Raw genomic sequence first — 22,582 nt, forward strand, 5'->3', positions numbered from 1 at the left:
TTTGTTATTTTATTAAATCAACTTTGTCAAAGTCAACAATAGCAATTACTGGTAAGTTTCTGAAAAAATTATTGTAGTCCATACCATAGCCCACAAGGAATTCATCCGGCACTTCCAAACCAAAATAATCAACTTCAAAATCAACTACTCTAGCCTCTTTCTTATCAGCCAATGCCACTGTGGTCACACTTGAGGCACCCTTTAATTCAAAATAATTGTGCAGCCACTGCATTGTTCTTCCTGAATCAATAATTTCATCAACAATAACAACATCCCGCCCAGTTAAATCCATGCTAACATCATGAACTACTTTGACTTGACCAGTTGATGCTGCGCCTGAATAACTTTTAACGTCTACAAAATCGAAATCCACATCCAGTGGCATCTTTCGAAGTAGATCGGTGGCGAAGATAACCCCGCCTTTTAATACGGCAATAAAAATAGGTCGTTCTTTATTTCCCTCAAACTTTGTAGTCAATTCATTAGCCACACGCTGAACCTGTGCTTGAATATCTGTTTCTGTCGCCAACACCCCTTTGATAGCTGGGTGTGTGATTAAAGGTTTCATGCTAGACCTACTCTCTTAAAAATTTCATCAACATGTCGCAAATGATAATGATAATCAAATGCATCGTCAACTTGTTCTTTTGTTAAGTTTGCTTGGATGGTTGGGTCTGCATCTACTAGGTCGCGGAACATCAATTGCTCATCCCACGAACGGGCTGTCAACGGTTGGACAGTGTCATATGATTGCTCACGTGACAATCCTGCATCAATCAAACTCAACAGTAAACGCTGTGAATATATTAACCCATACGTACGGTCCATATTCTTTTTCATTGTTTCTGGGAACACACCCAAATTATTTAGAATACCAGTATGGCGGTTTAACATGTAATCAAGTAACGCGGTTGCATCTGCAAGTATGATACGCTCTGCAGATGAATGCGAAATATCACGCTCATGCCATAAAGTAACGTTTTCCAAAGCAGTTACTGCGTAACCACGTAGCACACGTGCCAATCCAGTAATATTTTCATCACCAATTGGGTTTCGCTTATGTGGCATGGCCGATGAGCCCTTTTGTCCTTTAGCAAAGCCTTCCTCAACTTCATGTATTTCAGAGCGCTGTAGGGAACGAATTTCAGTAGCGAGCTCTTCCATTTGAGTACCAATCAAGGCAATTGTCTGGATATAATCTGCGTGTAAATCACGTGGTAGTACTTGTGAACCAACTGGTTGAGGGGTTAGCCCAAGTTCTTTCATAGCAACTTCTTCAACACGTGGTGGCACGTTTGCAAATGTACCAACGGCACCTGAAAGTTTCCCAGTTTCCACCTCTGCCGCAACACGTTCAAAACGTTCTATAGCGCGTGTTGCTGAAGCATAGAAACGTGCCATTTTCAAACCAAAAGTTGTTGGCTCAGCATGCACCCCGTGCGTACGACCCATCATAACTGTGTCTTTATATTGCACAGCTAATTTTTTAATTGCTTCACGCCAGTCTTGCAAATCTTTTTTTATCATATCATTTGCTTGGCGCAAACGTAAAGCTTGTGCTGTATCAACAACATCCGTTGAAGTTAGACCATAATGAATCCACTTGCGCTCATCACCCAAAGATTCAGATACGTTACGTGTAAATGCAACTACATCGTGTCGTGTGGATAATTCTATTTCTGCTATTCGATCTACATCAAATTTTGCATTTGCACGTATTTTTGCAAGATCCTCGGCTGGAATGTGGCCTTCGGCGACCCAACCAGCGTCAACAGCAATTTCAACATCTAACCATGTTTGATATTGATTTTTCAGCGACCAAATGTCGCGGAGTTGTTCTCGTGAATATCGTTCAAGCATTATTTTTGTCCTTTGTGAAATAAAGTGAAGCAGCGAGTAATAAGCCACCAAACGTGTTACCTAAAAATGCTGGCACAAGATTATGCAACATTTGTACCAATGTAATCGTACCATTAAAATAAGCAGCTGGCAGCAAGAAAAAGTTAGCAATAACATGATTGAATCCAATCAACACAAAGATCATGACTGGAAACCACATACCTACTATTTTCCCAATGGTATCCTTGGCGACCATACCTAAGTATACACCCATCGCCACCAACCAATTCGCACCGATTGCCGAAAAGAAGATCATCGGCATACTTGGAGTTACTTTAGACATTGCCATTGTCGCAACTTGTTTGCCATAAATATCCACCTTAGTCAGTCCTAAATAGTGTCCAAAAATATAGGCTAATAAAATCGCACCAAGTCCATTGAGCAAAGTTATCAGTATTACTTCAAAAAAATAACGTAACCAACCCAAATTACGATTTAAAGCGCCGTAACCAAGAACAAACATATTTCCAGTAGCTAACTCTTGTCCAGTGAACACAATCATAATTAGTCCGACCGGAAATAAAGATGCGCCGACCAAAGAGACAACGGGAGATTGGAGAGCAGTTAGTGGTGCCATTGCACGTATTGCTGCTAAAAATCCCAAAGAAATAGCAACGCCACCCAGTATCCCAAGCGTTACTTTTTTCCTGAGAGGATAGCCAACTTTTCGTCGGACAGTATCAACTAGCAATGCTTGCATTTCATCGTTTGTGTGCATATTCATCTCCAGAATAACTTTATTTAATTTTCTCTACTCAATTATTTTACCAGTTATTTTACTGGTTGCGTTCGTAATTAAATTAGTATTTTCTCACAAAAATAAAAAAAGTTCGGTTTACCCGAACGAAACAGTGTTTTTTATAATTTTAAGCGAACGTTTGGATTGTAAGCGTTCACAGGCCTAAATAAAACTTTGAAAATAAGGCAGCAAAAATTGCACCAACAAATGGCGCTATTCCGGGCACAAGAATACCGTATTGGAAATCACTGGAGGCTCGTCTTTTCCAAGGAATAATTGTATATGCAATACGAGGCCCCATATCTCGAGCAAGGTTCATTGCAAATCCAGTAGTACCACCTAGACCCATACCAACAGCCCAAACTAAGAAAGCCACAGCTAGCGGAACCATACCAGGAACATCCCCCGCTTTTGCAGAAATAGCTAATATACCTGTCAAAAATACGAATGTCGCAAACATTTCAACAAAAAAATTACGTGGTAAGTTACGAATTGCTGGCGCTGTTGAAAAAATATTGCGAACGATTACTGGATCAATATCTTTTTCAGATAATTTAAATTGATCTGCATACATAATATAGACAATAATTGAGCCGAAAACACCACCCAATACTTCTACTAAACTAACAATTAAGAAATAATCAAAATGAATATTTCCTAAAATAAGTTGGGCCATTGCCATTGCAGGGTTAATATAAACTTCCCCGAAGATAAACAAAACAACTGCTATTCCAAATCCCCAAGTTGTAATCGAAAACAGATGACCTGAACCGTGGTATTTTGTACGATTCAACACTTCATCAGCGTGGACGCCAACTCCGAAAATAATCATGAGCGCAGTGCCCATGAATTCAGCCAACAATTGATGTATCATTTTTAATCTCCTAAGGGGTTGAAAATTTGCATGTGAAGTTTCAAATTACAGTCACCTAAACTATATTAAGGCCTCAGAACCAGACTGTAAAGCTTTTTTATGAATTTGTCAACAAACCGTCATATTTCTAGGTGTTTCGTCAAATCGTAGCTTTTAATAGTTTAATAAAATGCTATAATTACTTTTGATAATTAAAATAAAGAGGACTATAAAATGAAAGCACAAGTTGTCTATGCAACGCTTACTGGGAACAATGAAGATGTAGCAGATATTATTATTGAAGCGCTTGAAAATGCTGATGTTACGGTAAAAAAATCTGAAATTAGTCAAACTGAGGTCGATGAATTAGAAGATGTCGATATTGCCGTGGTTGTCCCCTATACATATGATCAGGGCTCACTGCCAGATGAAGGATTAGACTTTTATGATGATTTAGCTGATGCAAATCTTGCAAGTGTCGTATACGGTGTTGCAGGATCAGGAGATACCTACTATTTGGATGATTATTGCTTAGCAGTACCAAAATTCGAAAAGCAATTTTCGCTTACCAACGCAACTAAGGGTGCGGCAGGTGTCAAAATTAATTTAAACCCACAAGCAAACGATATCCCAACACTACAAAAATTTGCACAAGATTTAATTACTGCAGCTAAAAACAACAAATAAAAAGAAGGCGTTTAAGCCTTCTTTTTAAATATAACTAATTTACTTAACGCAAAGTTGGAAATGATTACAAAAATATTTTGTATGATATTCCAGATTTGAGCATCTTGCTTTAACAAGTTAACCCCAAAATAAAAAATAACAAAGCCAATTACGGCAGTAGCAATTCTTGCTACCAAGAACTGAAATATCTCATTGATTACCGTCTTAAGGTCGTGAGCTGTTGAGTGAAACACCCAAGTTCGGTTTGTAAGATAAGCAAAAAAGATAGACCAAAACCAAGCAAAAAGATAAGATACAGAAGAATTCATATGCCATGCTTGAAAGGCTAACCAAAAGGCAATGATGTTAACCAACATTGTTAAGCCGCCAAATACGATATACAAAATAGCTTCTTGGTACTGAGTCAGCAATAACTTTATTTTTTCCATGAATTTCTCCTAAAAATAAAATAGCCCCCAATTAGGCACTATTTCATTTTTCCTTTAAATCATCTGCAAATTCAATTATTGGATTGAATGTTTTACCAGCCTGAAATCCCTTTTTAAAGATATCAAGCTTTTCTTGCTTTCGTTCTGTATTCGAAAACTTAATTTGGAAATATTCAGCCCACATACGTAGTAACGCACGATTACGACGATAGAAATCACGTTTTTTTGCATAATATCTTTTATTTCGGTAAGAATAAAAGTAACGTGGTGTTCTGTTTTCATTATCATTAAGAAGACTACTACCCACATTTTCTGCCATCTTGTGGGTCACCTTTGCGCTTGGTACAAAATATCCAGGTGCAACACGACCAGCGCGTTCGGTATATTCAATATCATCGCCCCAAATAAAGAATTCCGTGATAGGCAACCCAATCTTTTTAACTACTTCACGTTTTACTAATAATGAAACGAACGTTGCATTTTGTAGTTGCACAGGTTCCACTTGATCCTCTGGAATTACTTTCAAACGATTCATTGGTGCTGGCTGATTCATTAGTGCACGATGCCCATCAGTCCAACGAACATCACTAGACAAGAAACCGAATTGATCTTGCTTATCAGCAAACTTCAATAACTCAGTTAACGTATCTGGATGCACAACAGTGTCGTCATCCATCAACCAAACAAAGTCATCGGTTGTGTGCTCCATAAAGTAGCGCACACCTTTATTAAAACCGCCGGCGCCACCAATGTTTTCTGGTAAACGTACATATTCGATTTGGTTGCCAAGTGAGGTTAGATACTCTTGCGTATCAGATTTACTATTATTATCAACCACAATAATGTGTGAAAGCTTGGTATCTTGCGTCTGTAAACTTTCAATTACTTCTTTTAGAAGAGTAAGACGATTAAATGTGACAATCACTGCACTGACATTCTGAGACATATTGTTTTCCTTAATTCAAAAATATTGTTAAATTTACCACTAATGTTAGTATAAACAAAAAACCAACAGTCGTATAGAAAAAAATTTTTTTAGACATATTCCATTCTACATGAATCGTCACAAAATCTAATAAGAATTCAATGAGTTTTATTGCAGCAATCAAACCAAAAACAGAAATAAATATATTTTCCGCTCGACCATAACTAAAGTACACACCACTCATTTTAGCAGCAATTATCGTAACGATGCTCCCTATCACAATCCAAATAACTCGCATTTTAGTAGATTTGACAATAATACTATCGTTAATAACGAGCAAACCTGTTCCAAGTAATGCTGCATTTAAGCTGAATGGTAGATCAATAATTTCACCTATATATTGAGGCGCAATCATCAAAACTATTGCAGAAACAATGAGTACGCGTTTATCGGAAATTTTTTGATGCATATAATGGGCTAGTTTCATCGCAATGGGTGTCATCATTAAAAACCAACCGATTGGGTATTTCGTCCAGACTTCCCCTAAGGGCGTGTTCAAATTCCCCTCATTACCAAGTGCACCAGCAGAGATAGCATCCCACCAGTTTCCCATAGCAAATTGAAATGGTGTGCGCACAGGAATCACCTGCAATGTGATAAAAAATCCAATGACTGCTAATATGGTTGAAAGCAGCAAATAACAATCAAAGATGTCACCTGGCTTACGATTTTCCAATGATGCCAATCGCGCAAGGCCCACCAATAGTAACGGCCAAGAAAAGTAACTCACCAGCTTACCTAATCCATGAAAAGCATGTAAATCACCTGTAACTTTTGTTAAATACACAACGCCAATTAAAGCAAGGATGACCGTTAAGAAGGCGTTTAAATATTTTTTTGTCATATTATTTCACCTTCTGGAAAAACTTTGTTTTTAGTAAATAGTTTTTACCTGTCGTAATATCATATTGCACGAGTTTAAAATCCTTCACAAGCTTTTGTTGTTCTGCCGTCAAAGATTTTTCATCAATATTTTTTCCGTTTTTATCAATAAATGACAGTTTACCATTCTCATCACGTTTGTAGTTGTTAATTGTTGGCACTTTTTCAAGCAATTCGGTCTTCAATGCCCAGTACGGATCGACCTTCATATTGTTCATTTTAAGCACCATTGCAGTGAAATCAGATGGGTCTGCATAGTTTTCTGAAACACCAACTGTACCATTGGCTTTTTTGGCTGCATCATTTTGCCAAATAAAATAGGGTGTTGAATGCGCTGATAAAGCATCTGTAGATGTGTTCACGAAGCTAAATATTCCTGGCCAGTGATCCCCATACCAGACCAGTGTAACCGGCCGCTTTAATTTGTTTAATTTATCAAGAAATGCTTGTGTAGCGTTATCCGTGTAATGAAGTCCCTGCAAATAAGATTCTATCGTATCCAAATCAGCATTTGAATCAGTTGGCTCAATAACATTGTAATCACGTCCGGAAAATGTCCAGGGTGTATGATTTTGCATTGTTAATAATTGAATGAATTGGCTGTCATTACCACTACTAATTTTAGAAAGCACATTTTTATATGCTGAAGTGTCGCTAGCATGATTGCCGCCACCAACTGAAGCTGTATATTTGACTGGTGTGTCACTGTCAGTTGTATAGAAATAATTAATACCCATATTTTTGTACACAGCACGTCGATTGTAAAACGAACCCACATATGGATGGACCACAATTTTTTTATCAAACTGTCCAGTGACCGTTGATTTTTCATTAATGCTACTTGTTAATTGTGAATACGGCATCGTAATTGTTGGCTTATACGCTGTGATATTAAATCCCGTCAAGGTCGAATATTCAATTCCAGCAGTACCACCGCCATATCCTGAGGAAACCATATGGCCAGAACTTGTAGTATTCATAATATTATTGAGCTTTTTTAAAGGATTATCACTAATTGTCAATCCTGGCACATAACTTGGTTTTGTTAAAGATTCACTGAGCGTATAAATAACTGTTTGGTTTTTAAAGTTTTTATTTTGTCGTGTTGCATTGATGCTTTTTGCTTCGCCTTGGTATTTTTTTACAAGTTTCTTCATCGTGGCCTGACTATAACCCTTAGGTTGTACCATCGCATCTGTCGTTCGCGAATTTAGCAACGCGACAATTCCACCATTAGAAACAGCATCGTAAAGTGAATCCCATACTTTAGGATCATCCCCGAGCTTAATAAAGGTTTCTTTGTTTTGATCAGAGTTTATTTGGAAGAAAGGCACTAACGCCAAAATAGAAATAATCATTAATACTGCACGCCAGCGAATTGATCTAAAGACAATCCATTTACTGCGACGGTAAATAATGAAAAGTAACACCGCCATAACAATTAGAACTACCACAAAAGCTATTATTAATTTGATATCTAACATTCCAATCAAATTACCAAAAGCCGTCACTTCTTGTAGACTTGCCTCGGTTATTGCTTCTTGTCTAACGTTAATCAATTGGTATTCAGCAACCGTTACGATGGCTGTTAGAACAGCCATTACGATAATTGTTGCCGGTATCCGATTACTAATAAGAGTAATAAGCCACATTAATATCATTAGAATCAATACGTTTATACCGGCCGAGGTCGTTTGATTGATGACAAATTGGATACCATTTGTCCAAGCACTACGCCCCCAATCACCAGTGCCATATCCCGGATCGGTGATCATTACTCCCACTTGAATAATATAAAGTGCGATAATTGATAACCAAAGAAACAAAAAATTAAGCCGTAAAAATTTAAATATTTTATTCCGTATCTTCATTTTATTTTCCATTCTAAAAAAGGAACAGTGCTATGCACTCTCCCCAATGTTATAAAATCTATTATACCGTAAAAATTTAATGCTGTCTGCCAAAGTCAAGCAGGTACTATATTTTGCTTTTATTCAGAGGCAGTATCTTATCTTTTTTACGAAACATATATGTAATGATACATAAAATAACAAATAATAAAGTAAATATCGCATTATATTGCTTTTTCGATACAAGAGTATTTTGGCTAGATCGAGCAACTGTCATAACTGGCATCAACTCAGGGCGCCCCGAAATACTTCTGTACAAACTGTTAAAAGAGAAATCAGCCTTACCTATATCAATAATTCCCTGTGTATAAATCGCTTGGTTAGTTGGATTAGTCAAGGTTAAGACATACTTTCCCTTCTGCATAGTATTGGCTTTTGTGTTTCCATTGCTGTCAACCTCAATTGACTTATGCAATGTAGTATTCATCAAAGAGATCTGAAGCGGTAAATATTTTTTTACTTGCTGTGATTTACTGTCTGAAGAAATACTATACGCAGAATTATAAAAAATACCAGTATTTCCCGTTGTTTCAACATCAAATGTTATTTTTAATTTGTCATGAGCCTTTATTTTTACATCGCTTTGTCCTGCATATGCGACATATGGCTGATGAATCGAGACGTTATTTTTTTCAACTAACTGTGTTGTCAACGAATAGTTTGATAAGTAACCAAAAACTAGCAAACCCGTACTTATAATAAAGTACCTAATTACGTCTTGTTTTAATACACTACCGAATCGACTAATCCATCCTACAATGTCTAGTTCAGCTAACGCATATGAAAAAATAAATACAGTAAACGGCACAGCTAATAGGCTATATCGATCTCGAACTTCCCACAAACCAACTTGGAAAGCACAAACACCTAATACACCCAACACACTAAACAATACTACTGGAGGAATCGAACGCTTATTTTTTAAATGGCGCCAAAGAAAGACAAACGTCATTACGCTCAGCAATATGTAAAAAAATTGAAAACCATTAACTAAGGTCACACCAAACCGGTCTAAAATTGATTCTTCTAGATTATTTTTATTTCCGGCGTACCAATAAAAGAAATCCTGTATGGTTAATCCCGTACCGTACATATATGTTGCTTTTTTTAGAAAATGTTCTGATAACGAACCAACTGAATAGTTAAGTAGACGACGTTTGATGGAACTAAGATATAGCCTATTCTTTTCTTTAGGAGTCCGTCCAGGTTGTTCATACAGCCAAGCATCATTCCCATCAATTTGTCCGCTTGTATTTGGATTCAAGCCCATGTTAATGTATCTTGTAGCAGGTGTTACAACCTGATTATTGCGTTCATAGCGTTGAGCTGTTTGTATAACGCTCGACCCGAAATACACAACAATCACAGTCGCTATTAGAATACTGATTTGTACAAATTTTTGACGAAGTGTTTGGCCCATCAAAACAATAGTAATCAATAAAGCAATTATAATCACAACACTATTTTGCCTTAGTATGAAAGTAAAAGCTAAATCTAACGCTGCCAAGAAAAACCAAAAATATTTAAATCTAGACTGACTGTACCAAACACGACAAAGTAAACCGAGTAACAAAATCACTAATGTAGATGAAATACTGTCATTATATATCCATTCTGTAAATAGTGTTAAAGGTAAATATAACAGTAACGAGAATAATAATATATTCCCCAGTTTAACATTGATATGCTTTTTTACAGTATAGCTAGTAAAAAGGATTGCTCCATCCAACATCAATAATTGGATAATGTACGTAGCTCTGAGCTGATTGACTATGTGAAAAAAATTAAAGAATCGATATATAAAACTCCAAAAAATAGCAATGTTTACATTATTAGGATAAATTTTGAAATAATAATTCCAATCAGAAACATTGTGTGATAAATTTTGTGCTTGAATATAAATGTATCCAGTGTCTGTGAAAGGTGAATTATGCGTAGATAAAATTATAGTAAACTGAGTAAAAATAATTAGACCAACAAACAAATAAAATAAAATTCTTTGCAGTCTTTTAGAAATAATTTGGAAATAATTTAAAAAAAGTACCAGCAGTATAAATAACAGAACTGATCCACATAGCAAAGTGAGAGGATTAAACAACTGGTTTGACGAGTGTTGAAAAGTTGCAATCAAAGACACTAAAAAAAAGAAAGCAACTCCTATAACAATAATTATATTGTTTAATAATTTAAAAATCACAAAAATTTCCTCTTACTTTTCTTCTTTTGTGATATAGATAGGCCTTTTTTTTGTTTCCAAAAAAATAGCAGCCATATAACGACCTATAACGCCCAGACTCAATAATTGAATGCCACCAATAAATAGCACAATGGTTACCATTGATGGCCATCCAGCGACGCTATTATTGCTAAGCAATGCCCTAATCACTATAAAGGCAGCACTCAATAGTGACAAAACAAATGATAATAGTCCTAGCACCGTTATCACAGTTAAAGGTACCGTTGAAAATGAAACTACGCCTTCAATAGCATACTTTGTTAATGACCAGAATGACCATGATGTGTTCCCCGCAACACGCTCACGATTTTCAAATGGTATGTATTTCGTGTTAAAACCAACCCAAGTAAAGATACCCTTACTAAAACGTTGATTTTCACTTAATGACAAAATAGCATCTACCATCTGTCGAGTCATGACACGGTAATCTCGTGCGCCATCAACAAGATGCGTTTGACTAATTTTGTTCATCCAAGTATAAAATTGCTCGGAAAACCATGACCGAATTTTTGCCTCGCCATTACGATTGGCTCTACGGGTTCCAACAGCATCATATTCACCGTTTTGAACCTCTCTCAGCATTTCTGGCAAAAGTTCAGGTGGATCTTGCAAATCAACATCCATAACAGCTACATAGTCACCATCCGCTTGCTGTAACCCAGCATAAAGGCCCGCTTCTTTGCCAAAATTACGAGAAAAACTAATATAATGAACATTATCATTAATTTTAGATAAATCTCGTAAGATCGATAGTGTACTGTCTGTCGAGCCATCATCAATAAAATGATAATGGACATCAGCAGTCAAATTAGGTTTGAGCTTCTCAATAGTATTATAGAAAATATTAATCGTTGCCTCTTCATTATGAACAGGAACAACTAGTGATAATATATTTTTCTTTAAGTGTCGTTGGACTGTACTTTCCATTATGATTCCCCTCATACGTTATGTACGCCCTAATGGGCTTGAGTTATTTTACTTGATCGTGAGCAAAATTAAACTCTTGATCAATGTCAAACTCTTGACGTACAGTATTGAATGCGTCATTGAAGACTTGATCCATATCAAAGTAACGATACTTTCCTAAGCGACCGCCAAAAATAATTTCTGGATGGCTCTTACGAGCTTCTGTAGCGTATGCTTTGTATATCTGTGTATTCTTGTCATTATTGACAGGATAATAGGCTTCTTTTGATCGATCCCATTCCTGTGGATATTCCTTTGTGATGATTGTTTTACCTTCATCAGCGAGGCCGTCCAAATGTTTCCACTCCATTACACGTGTGTATGGTGTTTCGGAATCTGTGTAATTAATCACGGCATTACCTTGATAGTTGTCTGAATCAATAACCTCATGCTCAAAACGCAGGGAACGGTATTCTAATTCACCAAACTTATAATCAAAGAATTGATCAATCATGCCCGTGTACAAAACACGTGGAAATTCTGATAGCAACGTTTCCTTGTAATCAAAGAAATCTGTATCTGTCAAAACATCAACTAATCCATTGGATTCTGCGACCATATTTTCAAAAATTTGAGTGTAACCGCCTACAGGAATACCTTGGTAACGATGATTGAAATAGTTGTTATCATAAATAAATCTAACTGGCAACCGTTTAATAATAAAAGCTGGTAATTCAGTAGCCTTCCGACCCCATTGTTTTTCCGTATAACCTTTAATGAGTTTGTTATAGATATCTGTTCCAATCAATGAGATTGCTTGTTCTTCCAAGTTACGTGGTTGGCGATCCCCAAGATCTTTTAGTGCAATTTGCTTTTGTTCTTCAATCTTTGCATGTGCTTCATCAGGTGTTTTAGTACCCCACATCTGATAGAAAGTATTCATATTAAATGGCAAATTATAAAGCGTACCTTTATAGTTGGCCACCACTTGGTTTTGATACCCATTAAATTCCGCAAATTTACGAATATAGTCCCACACCTCTTTATTATCAGTGTGGAATATGTGGGCACCGAAGTCATGAACAGTAATACCATGTTCTGTGTGCGTATGCGTATTTCCACCAATATAGGGACGTTTTTCAACTACAAGTGAGCGCTTCCCGCGTTTAGCAGCTTCGTGTGCAAAAATCATGCCAAATGGCCCTGCACCAACGATTAAATAGTCATAATTTTTTGTATTAAATTGATTTGTCATTAGAAATGTACCTTTTTATTTGTATTTGGGAAAAACTTTCTTTTAAGGAAATTATACCCTTTATCTAACCAGTTTGTGCGCTCTAATTCTATTACTGGGCACTCTGCTACAGTGAGCTTTTTCGTATTAACCCAAGTATCCATTAATCGTTCACTTAGAAAACCATATACCCGTTTTTCTTGACCCTCGAGCTTATCCACATTTACTTTTGCTTCTACTTTGCCAAGCACTTCAAAAATGAAATCTGTGTACTCATTGAAATACCTACGCGGCATGATAAACATGTTAAAAAGATGTGCCGATGTCGACTGTTCCATATTCTCAAAAGCAGGTAAATACTCTGGATAATCCGCAGCAATAATTTCCTTCATTATATTATAAGGTTCAGCCGTGTGTGCGTGTAAATAATGATCACGTTGATTTTCAATATAGTAATTTCGCTTTTGAGGCAAAATGATATCAGCCTTTTTCAATAATTCCTGAGTTTGTGACTCAGTTAGGATGGCCGATAAATTGTGACCCTTTTTTTTACCCAAATAACGGCGGTAATGAAGTAGCCCCACGACCGGTGTGTCTGTGTTGTGCCGAATCCAATAAATTGCAGTTAACTCATTAAAGTTAGGATTTTTAGTTGAAATATTTTGTCCAACAGCATCAGATTGATAACCATCCGGTACACTATCATGTTGGGCCGCACCCACAAATATTGGTTGATAGTCGCTATCTTCTGGCATGATATACGGTTTATGTGTTGCAATGTATAAAGTCACAATGCTAACTCCTTTTCTTGATTAATTAGCATTTGCCGATAAAAGAAAAACATCAACAAATATGGCCATAAGAAAATTTGAATAACAAACAACGACGATACAGCGACTAAAATAATCATAATCATAAAGCTAATCTGAGTGCCTAAATGCCATTGCCAATTTTCTGGTTGACGTATTTTAAGCTCGTGTTGTACTACCAACGAACGTATGATTAAACGAGCTAGCATCCACAATGCTGGTATCATGATAACCAAACCATACGTCGCAAACCAACCAATTCCATCACTGAGCACAGGATAACCAATGTGCCTGTACACTTGCTGAAACTCTGGATTATAGGTCGTAGACTTTGGCACGTAATCCATAATGAAATACCCTGTGAAACCATAACCAACACCAAAGAGTGGGTGTGATAGGAATGTCAGCACTAAGGCAATGGTGCCACCTAGTCGATTAGAAGTCCCTTGTTTGTTGAATAAGAAATTATAAAAAATATCATGTATTGGCTGCACGAAGAAATATCCTAATGCAATACCAACAATAGCCATTATACCAAAAATAATTAAAATAATTTTATCATCACGTTTACTCCATAAAAACCAGAGTACGGCAGCTACCACTAATGTGATCAGTCCCGTTGTTGTTCGGGCAAGTACCAAAAACATTAAAATCGAACCAATAAAGGCCCAGTTAAACCATTTTTCTAAGGCAACGTGCTTTTTAAAATGCCAAAAATTTTGTTTTGTTATCGCGATACCTAAAATGATTGGCAAATAAACGACACCTAATAGGTTAGCTAAAAAAGCAGCTTCAGGTTCAAAACCATTCAATCGATAATTGTTAACTGCGTAGCTACCGGCTGCATAGAAATCGCGCCCCATCCAATGTCGTTCGAACAGACGTGCAATGGCATTAACGTACGGACGTATAGAAAAGTTATTCAGTGTCACCAACAACTGTGGAACCAAAACGACTCCCATGTATATCAGTAAACTAATCAGTCCACTTTTAATAAATAATCGTTCCTCTTTATGATTAGTGACCGTGAGGACGATTAATGCCCAAGACATATAGACAGTGACAATCCACCCCGCCAAAAAGATCATTGAACGAATAATACCAGTTGTTTGAATTGAGTCACCAGAATGCTGATAACTTAAAAACATCGCGATAAATTGCATAACCAAAAAAAATCCCGCTAGCAAAAAAGATTGCGCGCTAGGAATAATTTTTGCAATACGAGATGGAAAGCGATATATCTGCAACAATATTATCAGTGCAAATACTGGAAAAGCAATCATCATTGTTGTTTCAGCAAAACTATATGAATATGTTTTTGAGAAAAATGTGATTGGTAGTAAAAAAGCTGCCACAGCGGTGCCTCACTTTGTTGTCTTAGTCATCATTCGCTTATAGTTTTGAAAAATACCAGTAAGCAATATGATAAATGCGCCTAAGGTAATACCAAAGGCAAACCCAAATACGGCTAATTTCTTAGGGCTATAAACTGTGCCGGAGAGTACATCAGCCTTTTTCGCTGACGATAACAATAATGGCTTGGCCATGTCAGGATATAACTTGCTTCCTTCGATTGAAAATGCTTTAGCATATGCGTTAGCGATTGCAACCGACTTTTTGGCAGTTGCAGCGGAAGCACTAAAACGCATCATCAGCGTTTGGTCTGGTTGTGAAACTGTAATTGCGCTTACAATTTCTTTTTTTGTAACAGACACTGTGGATAGCTTTTTAGCTTGATTAACAACTGATGGATCGCTAGCAACCTTTTTATAAGTGTTAATTAACATTTGATCTGCTTGCACACGAGAATTTGGATCCTTAACCCCCGTATTGCTTTTTGCAACAATAACATATCGTTCAGCCGTATATGCCGTCAGCACAGAGTGTTTTGCATATGTGTAAAGAGATGCTCCCACAACAATCCCCAGAATAAGAATCCACCAACTATTTTTCAACAGTCGTTTAACTAAATCTATTAACGAAAAACTCATTTTTTCTCTCCTAAAAATTAAAATGCACCATCGCGCTTAAATATTGCAATTACTGTTTTAAACAAAATATAAAAATCAAATCGCAAATTAGCACGATCAACATAATCTAATTCCATCTGTGCTCGTTCTGGATACTCAATATTACTGCGACCACTGGCCTGCCACAAACCAAATACACCAGGTTTTACTGATAAAAACTTATCAATATCTTTCCCATATTCGACTAACTCATCTTCTACAACTGGTCTTGGCCCGATAATACTCATCGTTCCATTCAAAGTATTCCAAAACTGTGGCAACTCATCTAGAGATGTTTTACGCAAGAATGCTCCAAATTTAGTGATTCGAGGATCCTCCGCTGTAGGTAGCTTATAACCACTAGCTACAAACTTAGCATATAAATCAGCATCTTGTTTTAATATTTTGTCAGCATTGTCAACCATGGATTGGAATTTATATATTTTAAAACGTTTTCCATATTGACCAACTCGCTCTTGTGCATAAATAATTTTACTTGTTTTCTTATCTTTAATAATAATTAAGGCAATAATAGCAAACACTGGTGACAATAGAAACATCGCCGCCAAAGATACGCTAATATCTAAACCCCGTTTTGCGGTTAAATAACCTAGTTTGCGTTTCAATTTTCCACCTCATTCGTGCACATATGTGCATGATATAACTTTACCATTATACCAGAAAAAAAGCGTCATTTTGCTATTTTATTTAGTAAGGGTATTTTTTTAAGAATTGGTGCTCGTAAAATAATGAGAATTAGGACATACATAAAGACACCTAATACCAGCTCTATTGATGTACTTTTGATGTTGATTTCTAGATATTGACTAATCATCGTAACCGAAACATACATCCCTAATCCCGCAATGATATAACGCCACATTTCAGAAAAATGATGCCAGATATTCATGTCTTTACGCGTAACGTATAGCTGATAACCAATCACCAAGAACTCTGATATCGTTGTAGCCACCGCAGCACCATTCACTCCTGCCACATAAATTAACCAGAAATTAAGTAGCACATTGGCTAATGCACCAATAGTGACAGATAGTGTAAATTCATTCAGACGTTTGGTTGGCACCAAATACTGCGTGCCAATAACCGTACTCCAGCCAATGAAAATAATAATTGGGGATAGAAGAACAATGACTTGACCAACTACTTTAAACTGCTCACCCAGAAACCAAATCATGGCTGTAGGGGCAATAGCAGCCATTCCAAAGGCCATTGGAACTGATAGTGCGGAGACAAAATCCATCGATTGTGTAATATTCTGCTTCATTTTGTCAAATTGCCCTTTGGCAAACTGGGCAGACATCCGAGGTAGCATTACAGTTCCAACAGATGTAACCAGTGCCAGCGAGACTTTTATAATTCGATCAGCATTATCATAGAATCCAGCCGAATCTGTTGAATTAGTAAAGAACGGCAACATTGTTTTATTCAACTGTAAATAGACTTGAGTCGCAATGGTTGGTAAAAACATCATAAATATTGGTTTCACATGTTCTTTTAAATCAAGTTGATGCCAGTTTGGTAATGATATCTTTTTGAATAAATAAAACCACATTGACAAGTTACCGAAAACTTGTGACAGCCCGAGTAACAAAATATAATTGCCGATATCGTTTGGTGTTTTCACTAAAACAAATATCAACACTGTCATTGCAATTTTAACGAGGGCATTTCGTAGGACAGTTTTCTTGAAATCCTCCATGCCCATAAAGTACCAAGAAATGTCAAGAATACCGGAAATAATGACCCAAGTTTGAAGGATTAGATAAATTTGATTATCTTCAATATTACTATTCAATTGCACACCATACTTCAAAAATAAAAAGTATAGCGCTAAGGAAAAGATTCCAGCAATCGTGTGAATAATTTGGATTTCCCAAAATTTTTGCTGTCTTGCTTGCTTATTGTCTTTTACATAGGCAATTTCGCGACTACCATATGTAACAATTCCAAGACTTGCAATCAATAAGAAGTAGGTTACAAACGAATTAGTCCAGCTTGCAACACCGACACCATTTCGACCAAGAACTCGCGCTAAATATGGCATTGTTATTAATGGTGCAATAATGTTAAGCAGCTGATATGCCGCAGTGTATAAATAGTTTTTTGCAACTTGCATGTTGTTAAGTTGTCCTTAATTTAGTCATATGACCAATAAACGGTTAGCCTAATAATAGCCCCTTCATAGAATTATATCAAATTATGAGATTTATGTTTACTTCATTTCCTGAACGACTAGGCTTGAACTTTTATTATCTAAATTATCGAATACAATGTTATCACCACTATCATTACTGTACTTAGCAAACGTAGCTACTTGTCCAGTCTTTGGCCAGAATACTTCAATACTGTATTGATCAACGTAAAAATTAACCTTTTCTGACCAATCTCCCCACAAATTGATGTTATAGTCCTTATTATAAGAATCATTTGTAACATAATTGCTTTGGCGATGTACCGTCATTTTTTTGTCAAAATTATTAAAATGAAAGGAAACGTTGCTATCTCCATTGCCAGCTCTAATAGTCAATTTTTGGTTACCGTTCACAACGGCACTAATTTTGTAAGCAGCTTTATTGGTTTTGATGTGACTTTTACTGTGCGCCCTCACCAGAGCTGTTTTCTTTTTTGTGTCAAATAGACCATTAGTAATAATTTTTGATGTTTTTAATTTATTATCTGAACTTAAAAACATTTTTCTAAACGCCGAATAATTGCCTTTATACTTTATATCATCACTAACGCGATTAATATAATCCCAGTTACCCATCCATCCAAAGCCAAGCAATTGTTCATTATTTTCTTGATAATTGTGTGCAGCATAATAATCAGTACCAAAATCAACACGTTCTGGATCAGTTTCAGCTTCAAACTGGCCGTTTTTCAATTGACCAACAACGTAGTATGAGCCGGTACTTTTTTGAAAATCATCAGCAAAACCATTAGCACCAAAAAACAAAATCCATTGCTTTTGATTATTATTTTTTTGATAAATTTGATGTATTTCAGGAACTTCTAAAGTACCCAAATCCCGTGGTGAATAAAAGCTATCTGTGTATTGCCAGGTTGTGCCGTTTTTGGAAATATAAAATCCAATTTTCATATGATTGTTATCATCCGCCTCAGCTACAGTCATGACAAATTGCTTGGCATCAGAATCATATATCACATGAGGGTCTCGAAAATCTTTTCCTTCTTTATATGGTTTTGCTACTGGCTTGCCATTATGAGCAACATGCCAATTTTCACCTTGATTAGTCGAATACCACATATAGGTCCATTGATTACCATTAATGTATTTCGTAGCATAAGCCAGTAATGAGTTTTTACCGTGTCCAGATAAATTATCTGTGTCTTTAACAATAGAACCTGTGGCAACTGATTCTTGTTGGGAAACTGGTTTGATATCGGTGTTATCAGCTACTTTAAATGTTGTTAAATCCGAAGATACCGAACGAGCCCAACGAGTTCTTTGTTGATTAGCTTCCAATCCCTTACCAGTGTCCACCAAATAGAACAGTTCATATTTTTGACCATTTTTTAAAATAGTTTGCGTATCATTTGATAACCCATTTTTAGATAAGCCGTTTAAATGCCATTTTTGAGGTAATTGTTGTTGTGTCATATTTTTGCTGTTGTTTTTCAAACATATTAACCAACCAATCGAAAACAATACTATTCCCGCCATTATGATTGATAATACTTTTCTCACTCTATGTCGTTGCATGATGTTTCCTCTCTGTTAATAATATAGTAAAATTATGAAAAATAGCAATCCTGCTTTAAAATCAGGATTGCTATTTATTTTATTATTTTCTATAGATGTTATTATTTCTTAACGTAAGTAATAAGTGCCATCATTTCCAAAATTATATTGCTGACCATCTATCTTTTGAATACCTTGTAATGCTCGACCATTGGCATCTGTATAATACTTCTTGCCCCATGCTTCACGCCATCCTGCATTTTGACGAACACCGTTCACGAACCAGTAATATGTGCCCATGTAATAACGGAAGCCTGTATATGGCTTACCATTCTCAAACCAGTTATAACCACCATTGGCCTTTGAATAGCTTGGTGAGTACAAATAGCCACTCGCTGCGCTCTTCAAATTATACGTACCATTTGTACCAAAGTCATAGGCTTGTCCATCAATAATTTGGATACCTTGCAATGCACGACCACTAGCATCCGTATAATACTTCATGCCCCATGCTTCACGCCAACCAGCATTTTGACGAACACCGTTCACAAACCAGTAATAAGTCCCTTGGTAGTAGCGGAAGCCTGTATATGGCTTACCATTCTCAAACCAGTTATAACCACCATTCGCTGTTGACAATGACGGTGAGTACAAGTAGCCACTCGCTGTCCCCTTCAAGTTGAAGGTTCCATTCGTACCAAAGTCATAAGCTTGTCCATCAATAATTTGAACGCCTTGTACTGCACGACCATCAGTACCAACGTAGTACTTCATCCCCCAGGCTGTTTCCCACTTACTCTCTTGACGTTGTCCTGACTCGAAGAAGTAATAAGTATTTTGATAGTAACGGAAGCCAGTATACTTTGAACCATTTTCAAACCAGTACCACTGATTGTTATCCGTCACATCTTGTAAGTAACCTGATGCAAAACCACGCTTAGCGTATGTTTTGTCATTACCAAAGTCATAAGCAACACCATTAACTGCAAATTGGCCTTGCTTCACACGACCGTCGTTACCAAAGTAATATTCTAATCCCCAAGTTGCTTTGCGGATGTCATTTTCTACTCGCTTGTACGTTACTGGGTCAAAGTAGTAATAGGTATTGTCATAAGCTTGAACACCACTTTGGCGAACACCATCTTTAAACAAATAATTCGCGTCATTCGTATAATCATATTGGTAACCATTAGCTACTTGATCATTGACATAAAACTTATTATCAATCCAACCAATCTTTTTACCAGTTATGTTTGATGTCTCTTTTGTGCCAACTAGTTCGGCAACACTGCCTTTACCATTATAAGTCCATGTTCCTTGTGCTAAAACAGTATCTAGTACTTTTGTTGTTTTACCATCGGCACCTACTTGAACTAAGAATGATGGTGCTACCGTAGAATTAAGTCCAACGCCAGCTTTTTCAGCACGGTTACTCATGTATGATGTAATTAACAACAAATCATTATGTTTTGCAACAGGAACTGCATAATATGAATAAGTATCTGTTCTAGATTCAGCTAATTGTGTTCCTGTTATCACACTGCCACTACCATTCAATGGTGTATAAGGACCCATCAAACTATCAGAAACATAGCCCATCATACCAACGTTAATGTCCGGATCAACTGTTGGCACAACACTCTTACTCAAACGTGTATCTGTAAAGAGATAGTACTTTCCATTCAAAGGCACAATGTTAGCACGTTCGATTTCATCAGTAATACCGTTGGCTGCCAGAAGTGGTGAATAAATTTGTCCAATAGTTGGATTATTTTGCTGTCCTGTAAGCTTCACCAATCCAATAGCGCCATTGGCCTTCTTTGAGAATTTCAACTTATCCGCATTTGCCAATGTTGTTTCTCTTGCTGTTTGGTTGAATTCATCAGTTCCACCATAGTAATCCATGTTATCGACAGCATCATCACTTTGATAATTCTCAGTACCTGTGTTGGATTCAAAAGTTAGATAACGTTCTCCATCAACCTCAATCACGTGCGGATCACGTAAGGTAAAGTTATCTCCCGTATCATAGTATCCTGCATCGATCCATTGTTGCAGAGTTTGGTAATGCTCCTCATCCCCTGTGAAGAGTTCATGATCATTACTAACTTTTGCTACACGAACTTCAGTATCCGTATATGCCATTGACAAGTTAGCAGTTGACAAACGTTGTACTGTGCGTGGTTGGTCAGTTTTTGTATAGAATAATTGAATACTGTCATCATCATTGACCGTTGCAGATCCAGACCACTGCTGCTTATCCCACAGTGCATTGAAGCCAAAGACTGGCCCAGCATTCTTCCAATTATTGATTGCTGTATCACCATTCTTAGTGTAAAGCATGTAAATATGTTGATCGTTATCCTCTTTTGGAGAACCTGCTAAAGCAAAAACAATGTTGTAACCATGATAATTTGCAGTGACACCAGTTTTTGCGTCTTGTAGTGCCCAAGAATCCCATACATCCAAATCTTGTACTTCACCACTTTGCGCATCTGCCGTTGCCATTGCTGGCAAATTCTTAATTGCATCAGCATTGAAATATGGTACAGACGTATCTGAATTCAAATTAGCAATGTTATCCGCAACATCTTTTAAGTTAGCATATGTCATGTTGGTAGTTGAGGTACCATCATCATTTTTAGTAACTAATGTTGTTTTAGAGTTTAAATCTTTTGACACACTGTCGTCTAGTGTCACAACTGACGTGGTCGCTTTTTTATCATCAGTTGTAGCGTCAGTTGCTGCATTTTTGTCCGCTACTTTTTTCGAACTATCATCTGCTGATACTGCTGCCACATTCGCTTTGTCGTCAGTTGTTGCACTCTTAGTATCATCAACTGACGTAGTTTCTTTATCATCAGTTGTTTCTTTGTTAGCATCTACTGTCTTAGTAGTACTGTCTGTAGCCTTTTCTTGATTGGCTTCAGTTGTCGTTGCATCAGGAGTCGTTGAATTGACTGTCGTTTCTTTATTAACATCTGATGGAGCTGTTGTGTCAGTATTCACATCAGTTGTTTTGCTCAGTGTTTCTGTGTCAGTTGTTGTAGTATTACCAACCGTGTCTGCACTAACAGAACTCACTCCCATAGAAATAGCTGCTACTGTTGCTGCTCCAGCTACCCATATCTTCCCCGCCTTGTATAACTTCTTTCTCATCGATAAGAACTCCCAATTTAGAATTATTGCATCTCGTGCAACTACGTTAAGTATAAACGTTCATCATTTCAAAAATATTACAAAAAGTTGTTAAACGTATAACATAGTTCATTGTTGAACAA

Annotated in this window: 19 protein-coding genes; 1 reads left to right on the top strand and 18 read right to left on the bottom strand. The window is 36.8% G+C overall.

Annotated elements, in window-relative coordinates:
- Nucleotides 1–4: 4 nt before the first annotated feature.
- From hpt to larD, 4 genes are all read right to left on the bottom strand, one after another.
- Entirely contained in the window at nucleotides 5–568 is a 564-nt protein-coding gene (gene hpt, locus RHP56_RS06680; protein ID WP_011680081.1) for a hypoxanthine phosphoribosyltransferase, read from the bottom strand.
- Nucleotides 565–1,860 (bottom strand): adenylosuccinate lyase, encoded by a 1,296-nt coding sequence (gene purB, locus RHP56_RS06685; protein WP_002815074.1) that lies wholly within the window; start codon nucleotides 1,858–1,860, stop codon nucleotides 565–567. Before purB ends, hpt begins: the two co-directional genes overlap by 4 nt.
- Nucleotides 1,853–2,617, bottom strand: a complete 765-nt coding sequence (locus tag RHP56_RS06690; RefSeq protein ID WP_011680082.1) for a formate/nitrite transporter family protein — start codon at nucleotides 2,615–2,617, stop codon at nucleotides 1,853–1,855. Before RHP56_RS06690 ends, purB begins: the two co-directional genes overlap by 8 nt.
- Before the next feature lie 175 nt (nucleotides 2,618–2,792).
- The gene (larD, locus tag RHP56_RS06695; RefSeq protein WP_011680083.1) at nucleotides 2,793–3,512 is read right to left on the bottom strand and encodes a D/L-lactic acid transporter LarD; all 720 of its coding nucleotides are present in this window, start codon (nucleotides 3,510–3,512) and stop codon (nucleotides 2,793–2,795) included.
- A gap of 213 nt (nucleotides 3,513–3,725) precedes the next feature.
- Between larD and RHP56_RS06700 the strand changes: the two genes are divergently transcribed.
- Nucleotides 3,726–4,178 (top strand): flavodoxin, encoded by a 453-nt coding sequence (locus RHP56_RS06700; RefSeq protein ID WP_060461426.1) that lies wholly within the window; start codon nucleotides 3,726–3,728, stop codon nucleotides 4,176–4,178.
- Between the two features lie 11 nt (nucleotides 4,179–4,189).
- Here RHP56_RS06700 and RHP56_RS06705 read toward each other — a convergent pair whose 3' ends face one another.
- The 14 genes from RHP56_RS06705 to RHP56_RS06770 form a co-directional block, all read right to left on the bottom strand.
- A complete protein-coding gene (locus tag RHP56_RS06705; protein WP_011680084.1) occupies nucleotides 4,190–4,606 on the bottom strand; it encodes a GtrA family protein in 417 nt (138 codons plus the stop codon).
- A gap of 43 nt (nucleotides 4,607–4,649) precedes the next feature.
- Nucleotides 4,650–5,552 (bottom strand): glycosyltransferase family 2 protein, encoded by a 903-nt coding sequence (locus RHP56_RS06710; RefSeq protein ID WP_014324912.1) that lies wholly within the window; start codon nucleotides 5,550–5,552, stop codon nucleotides 4,650–4,652.
- Between the two features lie 10 nt (nucleotides 5,553–5,562).
- Nucleotides 5,563–6,435: a fucose 4-O-acetylase gene (locus RHP56_RS06715; protein WP_102753185.1), complete on the bottom strand. Its 873-nt coding sequence runs from the start codon at nucleotides 6,433–6,435 to the stop codon at nucleotides 5,563–5,565.
- A 1-nt stretch (nucleotide 6,436) separates the two neighbouring features.
- On the bottom strand, nucleotides 6,437–8,344 hold the full coding sequence (locus RHP56_RS06720) for an LTA synthase family protein (protein WP_102753184.1): 1,908 nt from the start codon (nucleotides 8,342–8,344) through the stop codon (nucleotides 6,437–6,439).
- Between the two features lie 106 nt (nucleotides 8,345–8,450).
- Nucleotides 8,451–9,839, bottom strand: coding sequence for a hypothetical protein (locus tag RHP56_RS06725; protein ID WP_129870209.1), 1,389 nt, complete (start codon nucleotides 9,837–9,839; stop codon nucleotides 8,451–8,453).
- Nucleotides 9,840–10,592: 753 nt separating this feature from the next.
- On the bottom strand, nucleotides 10,593–11,546 hold the full coding sequence (locus RHP56_RS06730; RefSeq protein WP_462794672.1) for a glycosyltransferase family 2 protein: 954 nt from the start codon (nucleotides 11,544–11,546) through the stop codon (nucleotides 10,593–10,595).
- Between the two features lie 43 nt (nucleotides 11,547–11,589).
- Entirely contained in the window at nucleotides 11,590–12,780 is a 1,191-nt protein-coding gene (gene glf, locus RHP56_RS06735; protein WP_025268249.1) for a UDP-galactopyranose mutase, read from the bottom strand.
- Nucleotides 12,780–13,550, bottom strand: coding sequence for a DUF4422 domain-containing protein (locus RHP56_RS06740; protein WP_102753721.1), 771 nt, complete (start codon nucleotides 13,548–13,550; stop codon nucleotides 12,780–12,782). The genes glf and RHP56_RS06740 overlap by 1 nt, the downstream gene beginning before the upstream one ends.
- Entirely contained in the window at nucleotides 13,547–14,923 is a 1,377-nt protein-coding gene (locus tag RHP56_RS06745; RefSeq protein ID WP_102753720.1) for an O-antigen ligase family protein, read from the bottom strand. The genes RHP56_RS06740 and RHP56_RS06745 overlap by 4 nt, the downstream gene beginning before the upstream one ends.
- Nucleotides 14,924–14,932: 9 nt before the next feature.
- The gene (locus RHP56_RS06750) at nucleotides 14,933–15,559 is read right to left on the bottom strand and encodes a YveK family protein (RefSeq protein WP_102753719.1); all 627 of its coding nucleotides are present in this window, start codon (nucleotides 15,557–15,559) and stop codon (nucleotides 14,933–14,935) included.
- A 17-nt stretch (nucleotides 15,560–15,576) separates the two neighbouring features.
- Nucleotides 15,577–16,203 (bottom strand): sugar transferase, encoded by a 627-nt coding sequence (locus RHP56_RS06755; RefSeq protein ID WP_129870210.1) that lies wholly within the window; start codon nucleotides 16,201–16,203, stop codon nucleotides 15,577–15,579.
- 65 nt (nucleotides 16,204–16,268) lie between these two features.
- Entirely contained in the window at nucleotides 16,269–17,714 is a 1,446-nt protein-coding gene (locus tag RHP56_RS06760; RefSeq protein ID WP_011680097.1) for a flippase, read from the bottom strand.
- Between the two features lie 96 nt (nucleotides 17,715–17,810).
- On the bottom strand, nucleotides 17,811–19,322 hold the full coding sequence (locus RHP56_RS06765) for a glycoside hydrolase family 32 protein (protein WP_129870211.1): 1,512 nt from the start codon (nucleotides 19,320–19,322) through the stop codon (nucleotides 17,811–17,813).
- A 108-nt stretch (nucleotides 19,323–19,430) separates the two neighbouring features.
- Entirely contained in the window at nucleotides 19,431–22,460 is a 3,030-nt protein-coding gene (locus RHP56_RS06770) for a glycoside hydrolase family 68 protein (RefSeq protein WP_129870212.1), read from the bottom strand.
- Between the last annotated feature and the right edge of the window lie 122 nt (nucleotides 22,461–22,582).

The sequence above is a fragment of the Leuconostoc sp. C5 genome, assembly GCF_056530425.1.

Bases quoted from the DNA above. Each gene is read 5' to 3' on its own strand.
- purB (WP_002815074.1), bottom strand. From the start codon at position 1,860: ATGCTTGAACGATATTCACGAGAACAACTCCGCGACATTTGGTCGCTG.
- RHP56_RS06770 (WP_129870212.1), bottom strand. From the start codon at position 22,460: ATGAGAAAGAAGTTATACAAGGCGGGGAAGATATGGGTAGCTGGAGCA.
- RHP56_RS06710 (WP_014324912.1), bottom strand. From the start codon at position 5,552: ATGTCTCAGAATGTCAGTGCAGTGATTGTCACATTTAATCGTCTTACT.
- RHP56_RS06715 (WP_102753185.1), bottom strand. From the start codon at position 6,435: ATGACAAAAAAATATTTAAACGCCTTCTTAACGGTCATCCTTGCTTTA.
- RHP56_RS06765 (WP_129870211.1), bottom strand. From the start codon at position 19,322: ATGCAACGACATAGAGTGAGAAAAGTATTATCAATCATAATGGCGGGA.
- RHP56_RS06730 (WP_462794672.1), bottom strand. From the start codon at position 11,546: ATGGAAAGTACAGTCCAACGACACTTAAAGAAAAATATATTATCACTA.
- RHP56_RS06705 (WP_011680084.1), bottom strand. From the start codon at position 4,606: ATGGAAAAAATAAAGTTATTGCTGACTCAGTACCAAGAAGCTATTTTG.
- glf (WP_025268249.1), bottom strand. From the start codon at position 12,780: ATGACAAATCAATTTAATACAAAAAATTATGACTATTTAATCGTTGGT.
- larD (WP_011680083.1), bottom strand. From the start codon at position 3,512: ATGATACATCAATTGTTGGCTGAATTCATGGGCACTGCGCTCATGATT.
- RHP56_RS06690 (WP_011680082.1), bottom strand. From the start codon at position 2,617: ATGCACACAAACGATGAAATGCAAGCATTGCTAGTTGATACTGTCCGA.
- hpt (WP_011680081.1), bottom strand. From the start codon at position 568: ATGAAACCTTTAATCACACACCCAGCTATCAAAGGGGTGTTGGCGACA.
- RHP56_RS06720 (WP_102753184.1), bottom strand. From the start codon at position 8,344: ATGAAGATACGGAATAAAATATTTAAATTTTTACGGCTTAATTTTTTG.
- RHP56_RS06750 (WP_102753719.1), bottom strand. From the start codon at position 15,559: ATGAGTTTTTCGTTAATAGATTTAGTTAAACGACTGTTGAAAAATAGT.
- RHP56_RS06760 (WP_011680097.1), bottom strand. From the start codon at position 17,714: ATGCAAGTTGCAAAAAACTATTTATACACTGCGGCATATCAGCTGCTT.
- RHP56_RS06700 (WP_060461426.1), top strand. From the start codon at position 3,726: ATGAAAGCACAAGTTGTCTATGCAACGCTTACTGGGAACAATGAAGAT.